Source organism: Bradyrhizobium sp., assembly GCF_016462955.1.
GTDB lineage: Bacteria > Pseudomonadota > Alphaproteobacteria > Rhizobiales > Xanthobacteraceae > Bradyrhizobium.
The window spans coordinates 1-8,906 of the sequence record NZ_JAEMSD010000252.1; the positions used below are offsets into that span (position 1 = coordinate 1).

The 8,906-nt window shown below is 60.1% G+C and carries 8 protein-coding genes and 2 pseudogenes; 4 read left to right on the forward strand and 6 right to left on the reverse strand.

The window, feature by feature from the left end; translation table 11 throughout:
• The 4 genes and pseudogenes from JHD07_RS23190 to JHD07_RS23205 all read left to right on the forward strand — a co-directional run.
• Positions 1-269: pseudogene (locus JHD07_RS23190) on the forward strand (ParA family protein); the annotation flags it as partial.
• Positions 259-1,233: a ParB/RepB/Spo0J family partition protein gene (locus JHD07_RS23195; RefSeq protein WP_024342291.1), complete on the forward strand. Its 975-nt coding sequence runs from the start codon at positions 259-261 to the stop codon at positions 1,231-1,233. The pseudogene JHD07_RS23190 and the gene JHD07_RS23195, both read left to right, overlap by 11 nt.
• A gap of 427 nt (positions 1,234-1,660) precedes the next feature.
• Complete coding sequence (locus tag JHD07_RS23200) at positions 1,661-2,179, forward strand: MobC family plasmid mobilization relaxosome protein (RefSeq protein WP_024342290.1); 519 nt, start codon at positions 1,661-1,663, stop codon at positions 2,177-2,179.
• A complete protein-coding gene (locus JHD07_RS23205) occupies positions 2,176-3,249 on the forward strand; it encodes a relaxase/mobilization nuclease domain-containing protein (RefSeq protein WP_024342289.1) in 1,074 nt (357 codons plus the stop codon). The genes JHD07_RS23200 and JHD07_RS23205 overlap by 4 nt, the downstream gene beginning before the upstream one ends.
• Positions 3,250-4,017: 768 nt before the next feature.
• Here JHD07_RS23205 and JHD07_RS23210 read toward each other — a convergent pair.
• The 6 genes and pseudogenes from JHD07_RS23210 to mobF all read right to left on the reverse strand — a co-directional run.
• Positions 4,018-4,371, reverse strand: a pseudogene (locus JHD07_RS23210) (recombinase family protein); the annotation flags it as partial.
• Positions 4,338-5,096: a recombinase family protein gene (locus tag JHD07_RS23215; RefSeq protein ID WP_063830811.1), complete on the reverse strand. Its 759-nt coding sequence runs from the start codon at positions 5,094-5,096 to the stop codon at positions 4,338-4,340. The pseudogene JHD07_RS23210 and the gene JHD07_RS23215, both read right to left, overlap by 34 nt.
• A 53-nt stretch (positions 5,097-5,149) precedes the next feature.
• Positions 5,150-5,611, reverse strand: coding sequence for a hypothetical protein (locus JHD07_RS23220; protein ID WP_024342288.1), 462 nt, complete (start codon positions 5,609-5,611; stop codon positions 5,150-5,152).
• Positions 5,608-5,751 (reverse strand): hypothetical protein, encoded by a 144-nt coding sequence (locus tag JHD07_RS23225; RefSeq protein WP_245265939.1) that lies wholly within the window; start codon positions 5,749-5,751, stop codon positions 5,608-5,610. The genes JHD07_RS23220 and JHD07_RS23225 overlap by 4 nt, the downstream gene beginning before the upstream one ends.
• A 58-nt stretch (positions 5,752-5,809) precedes the next feature.
• Complete coding sequence (locus JHD07_RS23230) at positions 5,810-7,210, reverse strand: AAA family ATPase (RefSeq protein WP_245269639.1); 1,401 nt, start codon at positions 7,208-7,210, stop codon at positions 5,810-5,812.
• Positions 7,170-8,588 carry a MobF family relaxase gene (mobF, locus tag JHD07_RS23235; RefSeq protein ID WP_291626239.1) on the reverse strand — a complete coding sequence of 473 codons (1,419 nt, stop codon included), beginning with the start codon at positions 8,586-8,588 and terminating at the stop codon, positions 7,170-7,172. Before mobF ends, JHD07_RS23230 begins: the two co-directional genes overlap by 41 nt.
• Between the last annotated feature and the right edge of the window lie 318 nt (positions 8,589-8,906).

Genomic DNA, 8,906 nt, shown 5'->3' on the forward strand with positions numbered 1-8,906 from the left:
AGGATACGAAGTTCCTCGGGTTGCTGCCCTCGAACTTCAACACGAAATCGCCCCGGCAAAGGACGCATCTTGAGCAGCTCCTGCGCGAGGCTGGCAAATATGTGTTCCCGGGCCAGATCGTTGCAAGAGACGGCTACGCTGAGGCCGTCGCGGAACGTCTGCCGGTCTGGAAGCTGAAGCGCCGCTCTGCGCAAGAGGCTGGTCGGGAAATCCGCGATGTTCTCGCCAAGATCGTCGCGCAGATGGACGAGACGGCACATGGCGCTTGATCTCAGCTTTAAGCAGCTCATTGATGCCGCGGAGGATGTTGCCGCCCCAACCGGGCAGCCCACCTCCATCGCCATCGATCGTATTGACGAAGACCCGGATCAGCCGCGTCGCAGCTTCGACGAGCAGAAGATCGAGGAGCTTGCGGAATCGGTCCTTCAGCATGGCGTGCTGCAACCGATCGTGCTGCGGCAAGCGACCGAGGAAGGCCGGTACGTGATCGTCATGGGTGCGAGGCGGTATCGTGCGGCCAAGCGCGCCGGGCTCCGTGACATCCCGGCTTTCATTCAGGCCGTTGGTTCTGCGGATCGTTATGTCCAGATGATCGAGAATATCCAGCGCCATGACCTCAATGCCACCGAAATTGCGGCGTTCATCGCGGGCCGTCTGGAGCTAGGCGATAGCCAGGCCGACATCTCGCGCAAGCTCGGCAAGCCCAGGGACTGGGTTTCTCGCTACGCCTCGGTCCAGAGCATGCCGGAGTTCCTCCGGTCGAAGCTTGCCGGCTCGTCAATCCGTGCTGTGTATGAACTCTTCCAAGCGTGGCGCGAACAGCCCAACGCCATCGAGACCTTATGCGCAGCGCAGGAGAGTTTTACCGATGCACACGCACGTCAGCTGGCTCATAAAATTCGGACTGAAGGCCGCGGTTCGCATGCTGATTGCGAAGGTGCCTCTGGAGCTCAAGCAGAACGAAGTCGGCCGCGGGTGGCATTGCGATCGACAGAGACGGACCCTGTAATACCGAGCGCGGAAAGGCGCCCTCACTCGTCGGTTCGTCGAAACGAGACAATGAGCCCATCACTGACGATCAGAGTCCGTCACCAGGATCGCACGGGCTGTCTTCTGGTCGATCGACCAGCCTCTCAAGGCTCACGTCATGCCGTGCTGCTGATGGATGGCGCAGACGAAGCGGAAGAGGTTCCAACATCGACCATCACAATCGAAGAGGTCTTTTTCGCATGAAGCTGGTCTTAAAGAGTCTCCGCAGAAACATTGCTACAGTTAGTGCGCCGGCGGAGCGGATTTCCCATCCGAAGGATGGCGCGTTAGCGCAGCAGCCGGAGGCCGAACGCGCCCCCCACAGCGCTGTAGAGAGGCCGGAGGCTGCTGGAAAGCCGCGGCCCACATGCTCGGTGCCAATGTTGCCGATCTCCACGCGCGGTGTTCGTGGAGTGGAAGCACTGGGGGTGGAGCCGGCTGCGTCATTCCCAGAGGAATTCGTCGCATCGATCGTCGGCTGGGGTGGGTCTCAGTTGCAGCAACACCCGCGGGTTGAATGTCGAGCCTGTTGGTTTGAACCAACATCGAGGGGGTGGAAGGATTCGCGTTTTCTAGTGCAGGATAGGCTTCGCGCCAGCGATGTATTACATCGCGATTGGGATTGGCGTGCATGGCTCTGATCTCGCTTCGCGTCTCCGACCAAGTCGCGGCGGAGTTCTCAGTTCTTGCAGCGACACAGGGTGGCAAATCCGCGCTGCTGCGACGTCTGATCGCTGATGCACTAGCCGCACCAGCGCCGCGCATCTTGGCGTTGCCCGTCGGGCGACGGGAGAAGGTGACCGTGCGATTTCGTGAGAGCGAGATGCGGCAGCTTGCTGAAGTGTCACATCAGCGTGGCATGACCCGAACCGGCTGGATCGTCGCGCTGGTGCGCTCGCGGTTGGCGTCGCCCGTTCAGCATTCCCCGGACGAGCATGCCGCGCTTCGCGCGATCGTTCGCGAACTCAACCGGATTGGCGGCAACATCAACCAGATCGCACGCGCCGCAAACACCAGCGTGCTGCAGGGCAGGGCGGTTGAGCCCGATCTGTCCGCAATTCAAGAGGCCACATTGGTCATCGAAAGAGAGCTGGCGCAATTGCGTAGCGCGCTGCACGGCAATGCCGACTATTGGAATGGACAGTCATGAGCCGGCGCTCGCCGCGGCCGACCGACCTGACCTCCGAACTTCCGCCGATCTCGTATGTCTGGGAAACGCCCAATCGGCGCCCGCGGCGGGCCGAGTGGGATATCCCAGATCCGGGCGCTCCGGGCCTCCTGACGCCGGCGATGCGTGCAAAGCTCGAACGCATCGTGCGCCGAGCACCAGAGGTGATGGTCAAGATCACCGGTCGCACAAAGAGCGTAGCGCATCTCAAGTCGCACCTTGCATACATCACGCGAAACGGTGAGCTCGATGCGGAAACAGAGCAGGGCGCGACACTGGCGGGTCGTTCCGGATTGAAGGACCTGCAGCAACGCTGGGAGGATGATGCCGGCCTCGACGACAAGCGCCGCCGTGACGGATCGCTTTCGATCAACATTATTCTGTCAATGCCGGCCGGAACCGATACGGTCGCCGTTAAGGATTCAGCGCGGGCATTCGCCATCGAGACGTTCGGGGACAATCACGACTACGTCTTTGTCCAGCATCTCGACGACAAGCATCCCCATGTGCACTTGACCGTTCGGTCGTTCGGCCATGACGGCAGGCGCCTCAACCCCCGCAAGGCGGATCTTCAGGCCTGGCGGGAGCGGTTTGCTGGCGAACTCCAGCTTCGCGGGATCGCGGCGGAGGCGACGCCGCGGCGAACCCGCGGACAGGTGAGAAAGGCCGATCGCGGGGCGGTCCTCGCGATGCGCAAGCGAAAGGTCACGCCCAATGTCGATCGGCTCGCCCGTGACAAGGTGCTTTCGGAGGTGAGGGGTGGCAGGACCGCCAAAAACCCCTGGGACGAACAAATTAAGTCCCGTCAGGACGTGATCCGGCGTCGATATCTCGATTATGCCGCCGAACTACAGCGCTCTGAAGCGCCAGTAGATCGCGAGTTGGCTCGCCAAGTTCGGCAATTCGTCAAAGACATGCCCGCTGTCGAGACGCGCCGGCATGCGTTGAAGAATGAGCTTGCGGAGCTTGCCAATAGCCGGCGCCGCGACGCGGATCAGGGCGTCGATGCCGATGGGCGCGACGAAACACGAGGTGATGAGCGGGCCAGATAAGCTGACCCGGAGGTTCATCAGGCCCGAATCTCCCGGAGGATCGAGGCGCCCGGAACTATATCCCAGTTGCTGTTCCAGGGCGCTAAAGTTAGGCAGGCAAAACCATGTCCGTAAATCTCCATCGCGGAATGCTCGCACGATGATCATCAATCGGATTGACATAACCCTCTCAAGGCTGAAACAGGGGTTCGATTCCCCTAGGGAGCGCCACCCAGTACTCATCTGCGAACCCGGAATGGCCCCATTTCGGCTGGCCAAAACCGCCTTTTCGAGCACATCCCTGCTGCCCTTGATCCGGATCGCGGTGTCGTCGACTTCAATTACGCTGATGAGCGACTGTAGGTAGGCTTTCCGGAATGGGATGGACCCGGAGGTGAAGTTTTCCCGCATGGTGCGGCCGAACTTCTCAAGCAACGCGGGATCAATTTGAATTACGTTTAATGAGTGTGACTTGGCCCGCTCTAGTGCAGCCTTTGAGCGATCACGATCCGCCTTCAGAACATTCAAGCGGTCCTTGAGGACATCGTCGATCTCCGTGACCCCCTCTTCGATGAGCTTGTAAAGGCGCCCAAGTTTTTCGTCGGCATCGCTGAGTTCGCGCTGGAGCGCCGCGATACGCGCATTCACGGCGTCCGCCTTTTCTGCGCGACGCGCCGATAACGACGAAAGGATCGCTGCCAGTCGCTCTGGCTGGAACAATCGTTCAGCCAGTTGCGTGGTGACCAATTCGTCCAACTTTTCCATTCGGACCGACCGACCTTTGCAAGCCGTCTTTCCTTTTCGGTTACAGGTCGAACAGGAATAGTACCGATGGACGCGTCCGGTCTTCGAGGTTCCGGTCCGTAACGTCATGGCTCCTTCACAAGTCGCGCAGACGGCCAACCCCGTGAGCAAGATCGGACCAGTCGTCACGCGCGGTGCCACCACCTTCGGGCTCCGCGCATGAAGTTGTCGGCGGACCTGTTCGAAGACGTGGGGCTCGATGATCGCGGGAACAGCGGTCGTGATGACCTCGTCGTCCGGCTTGCGTTTGCCGGTCCGTGAAGACATCTGGTTGAACTTCCACTCGCCAACGTAGGTGGTATTCGTCAGGATCTTGTAGATCGTGCCGGTGCCAAACGTCTTACCCTTCCTGGTGCGGTACCCGTGGCTATTGAGCCATTTGACGACTTCCTTGACGCCGAGTGCCCCCGAGGAGCCATCGCGTAGAGGTAGAGCTTGAAGATAAGCTGGACCGTTTCTGCATCGACCGGATCGATTGCGAGCGTCTTCTTGATCTTCGTGCCGCGCTTCTCTACCTCGACCAGAACATAGCCTAACGGCACTGGCGAGCCATTCCAGAAGCCATGTTGAGCATTTGCCTTCATGTTCCTGATGACATGTTTGGCATTTTCCTTGGACTGATACTCGTCGAATAGCGCGATGACTTTACGCATCATGGCCTGCACGGGATCGTCGTCGTCGCCGAGCGGTTGGGTAATCGAAACTAGCTTTACATCATGCTTCGCCAGCTTCCTCAGGTAGAATTCCTGTCCGAAGGCGTCGCGGAAGAAGCGGCTATAGCTGTGCACGACGATCAGGTCGAATGCATGCTCACCGTCGCAGGCGCGTTCGATCATCTGTTGGAAAACTGGGCGTTTGTCGTCGGTAGCCGATGCGCCGGCTTCGATAAACTCCCCGACAACTTGATGACCTCTAGCCTCACACCATGCGCGCAATTGGGCGCGCTGATCTGGAATCGAGAGATCGTGTTTCGCCTGTCGATCCGTCGAGACGCGCAAGTAGAAGGCCACTCGGGACGAATTGGCGTCGACTGCGCTGTTCGATTTACGCGCGTGCTTACTCATGTCATCAAGCCTTTCGCTCCTGAGTCTCGCAGCTCTACAAGCATCTGCAACAACTATTTCTTGACCTCGATCGCCAACTCTTTGCCTGCGGTTGTAGCCCTCAATTTCTCGTACAGGTCGACCCTGACGAGCTTGCCTGATGGTTTGCGGCCTCCGATCGTCTTGTCACACCGGCGCGTCCATTCGAAGCGGAGCGCCTCATGCAGCATCTCGGCGTGCTTCACGAGCAAGCGCCGGAACGTCGCCTGCGCGCCGTTGTCCGGCAGCCTCAGGAATCCCGCGATGAAGATCCGGTGACGCAGGTCCTCGTTGCTCGCGCGAAGCTCGATGATCGCCGCGTCCAGATCCCGGGGCTTGTAGAGGTAGCGGGGATCGGGGACGAAATCATCGCTCATCGAGGGACGCTGCGCCAGCACCTCCCCAACGAGCCAGAGCCCGCCGTCGATGGCGATGTTTGCGTATTCCTCCAACCGCATTTCCAGCATGCGGGGTTCGTAGAACGGGCGGATGGTCATCGTTTGTCTCCTTTTTGATATGCCGTGGCTACCGCCGGCATCGTTCGGGGTTGGGGTTCGAAGACGGCGTCGAGCAGGTCGCTGAAATATCGCTCGACCACGTCCAACTCGGCCTTCGAGACCGGAATCGGATCGGGCAACTCGTTCTCCACGGTCCAGAATTCCGGATCGGAGGGCCGGGGCTTTGACGGAGGACAGCTAGAGCTCATGGTCGAGCTCACGCTTCTTGCGATGTTTGCAATCGCGATCGCCGGCCACCTCGGTTGTTGCCAATTCGGATGGCGAACGATGCGTCTCCCGGCGCTGCTGCTCGCCGCCACGCGTCTGTGCGTCTACCAGGATGTCCGGCGACGAGCGCTTGAAGCCGCAGCGAGCAAGTCGGCTTGCCAGGTAGGTTCGCCGCGCCACCGCGCCGATTTCGTTCGCTTTGCCCCGCTCCGAAAGAGGCAACTCTGCCCTAATACGGGCATCCAGCGATTTGCGATCGCAAAAAAGGTCGGTTGCGTTGCGCGCCCGACTCGACGCAACCAGAATCGAATGACGATCCATGTCGGGCGACAACCATGCGATTGCACGGTCTGTGGTGCAGCCTTGTGCGCCATAGATCGTCGTCGCGTAAGCGTGTGTGAGCTTGACGCGACCCTCGCCGTCGGCAATCTCATCTGTGGAGAATGTGAAGCGGCCTGCATCAGTGCGAACTGCAATGTCGACGCGTCCATCGTTGGCAGCGTCAATTGCCTCGACGGTTGCTTCGGTGCCATTGATCGTCTCAAGGTCGCGGACTTTAATGCGGGTGAGGAAGCGAATTCGGTCGCCGGCTGTCAGTGGCAGTGATACCGTTGAATTCGACGACGTAACGGCTTTCAGTGTCACGTCCTCGCCGCGAATTATGTTCTGCTGGCGGAGCCGGGCGCGAATCTCTGCCGAAATCGCCCGTACCTCGGCGTTCGTTTTGGCTATGAGAAGAGAGCGGCCAGGCGCGGCTTTCTCATGAGCTTCCCAGGCGTCGACCATCGCGCGCACCGTGGCCTTGGGACCAAGCGCCTCGTGGAGGAGGCCTCGGCGCTCAAAGGCCTCCAGCGCTTCGTCGGCGTCCCCCCTCCCGAAGGCAGTGACGGCATCTCGCGCCCATTGCTCACGTTGTCGAACAATCTTGGTGACTGACTGTACCGATGAAAAATTTGCGGCGAGCGCCAAGCCAGGGCCGGCCCCGACGCTCTGTAGCTGGTTGCGATCGCCAACCAGGACGAGATGCGGATTGAGACCCTTGGCATCGGCGGCCTCTACTGCCGAGAGAATGCTGTGCATCTGCCGGCTGGAGAGCAGGCCGGCTTCGTCGACGATCAGTACGGTGTTCTTATCCAGAAACGGAACGCCATGTTCGGCACCCACGAGCCAAGAGTCTGTTGCACGTGCATCGATCGCCAATTCATCGCGAAGAGCGTGAGAAATCTTCCATGCCGTGGAGGCGCCGATCACGCGGTACCCGACTTCGGCGTCGGTCCAGGCGTCGGTGATGGCTGCCAAAGCCGTGGTTTTTCCCGCGCCCGGGGTGCCCTCAAGAATCGTGATCCTGGCACCGCTGGTCGCCGCGCGCACGGCAACAGCCTGCTCCTCGTTGAGCCCATACTTCTGGATCAACTTCGCGACGATCGTAGGGGGCGGCGCGATTGGCGATTTCTTGGAAAGCCGAGCTGCCATCTCGCCGATTTTCAGACTCGATGCGCAGCATTTCCGGCGTGGTAAAGACCTGATGCCCCCACACGTCGCGATCGAGGGTAACAACCGCCTTCGTCGCGACCAGGCGATTAACCTCCGTTTCGACGCGTTCCGCGCCCTCGCCGGTTCCGACAAGGGCGGTGGCTACTGCGGCGTAGAGATGCCGGCGTTCGAAGGTGCTGTCATGCTCAGTAAGCCGATCCGGCAGAGCCGCGAGACGCCCTTGGAGCAATCGCTCACGATCGGAATTCTCAAGCGATGCACACTGCTCGCGACCCGCGGCAAAGCAAGAGTCAATGACGGCGTTGCGATCAAAGCCGATATCGCGGGCACATTGCTGCCAGAATGCGAAGCGGTCGTGGTGTTGCTCCTGTTTAGCCTCACGGGTCGCTTTGGTAATTGCGGCGGCCAGTGCGGGGGCACTTGCGCTGTCTGTCCCGGCTGCGTCGAGTGCTTCCTCGATCTCACCGCGACGAGCCGAGAAATAGGATTTTAGCTGGGGAACAATTCCGACGACTTCCCAGATTCCATTCTTGCCGATGTCTCCGACGGCGAAGCCAAGATTCTGAAAATTTTTGGAGAGCTGGGCGTGGTAGACTGCTCCCGCTGCCATTTTCCAGGCGAAGATGGCTTTACCATCCAGAGCTCCATGGCGCTTCTGCTCGGTTTGATTCGCTTCATCGTCGACGCGACGGTCCGAACTTTCGTCGTATTTGCGGGCGATGTTGAAGGTAACCGCGTGACTATGAAGCGCACAGTCCGAGAAGGTTTTGCCGTCGCGATGCCGTGCGGGACGCGCGGCTCCGTGCTGAAACACGGCGACAGACAGCTTGACCTTCTGACGACGAACACCGTCCTTGCCAAACCGGCAGAACGCAGCGTTGGCCTCGATCGCCTTGAGGGCGACTTCGAAAGCGTTGGCCTGCGCCTCCTCGATTTTTGCCCGCAGTTCCGGATCGGCAAGCGCCCACAGAATCGAGCACGTCTTTGGCGCCGAAAACGTGATGTCATATCCGCCGACGTGTTTCTTCCCGCTCCGGCTTGAGAGCATCGGGCGGCCCGTCAAATCAAGCGCCGCATGCAGCCGTTCGAACGGGTCGCGTTCGACGATCGCCCCTACGACAACGCCAATTTCGACGCCGACTGCTACCCATCGACCTGCGGGCTCGCTGCCGCCGATATAGTAGTCGGACGAAGCGATGTAGTATTCGGCTGATGTTCCGGCAGCTACCGTTGCGACCATCTCGCTCACCTGCATGATGCAAGCGAGCATGCGCGCCCGAGAGAGGGGTCTACCGGGCATCTCCCCGAGATAAGCTCAGGAGTCCCCGGATTGAAAAAAATAAATGGCCGCCACTGAGGTGGCGGCCATTTCGATATCACTCGATGGTCCAATGAAGAGGACCTAAAGTCGTTGCCAGGTATCGAGCGGCCATTCAACAACGTAGACGTTGTCGAACCCGACGATCGACGCGCGGATCGACTTCCGCCCTCTCCAGTCGACCGTCAGCCCCAGACAGGTAGACATCTCGTGGGCGGACAAGGCTGGCACGTCGTGCAACTCGGTGTCACCTTC

Excerpts from the sequence above, each read along its gene's own strand:
- JHD07_RS23195 (WP_024342291.1), top strand. The coding sequence starts at position 259 with ATGGCGCTTGATCTCAGCTTTAAGCAGCTCATTGATGCCGCGGAGGAT.
- JHD07_RS23200 (WP_024342290.1), top strand. The coding sequence starts at position 1,661 with ATGGCTCTGATCTCGCTTCGCGTCTCCGACCAAGTCGCGGCGGAGTTC.
- JHD07_RS23205 (WP_024342289.1), top strand. The coding sequence starts at position 2,176 with ATGAGCCGGCGCTCGCCGCGGCCGACCGACCTGACCTCCGAACTTCCG.
- JHD07_RS23215 (WP_063830811.1), bottom strand. The coding sequence starts at position 5,096 with ATGAGTAAGCACGCGCGTAAATCGAACAGCGCAGTCGACGCCAATTCG.
- JHD07_RS23220 (WP_024342288.1), bottom strand. The coding sequence starts at position 5,611 with ATGACCATCCGCCCGTTCTACGAACCCCGCATGCTGGAAATGCGGTTG.
- mobF (WP_291626239.1), bottom strand. The coding sequence starts at position 8,588 with ATGCAGGTGAGCGAGATGGTCGCAACGGTAGCTGCCGGAACATCAGCC.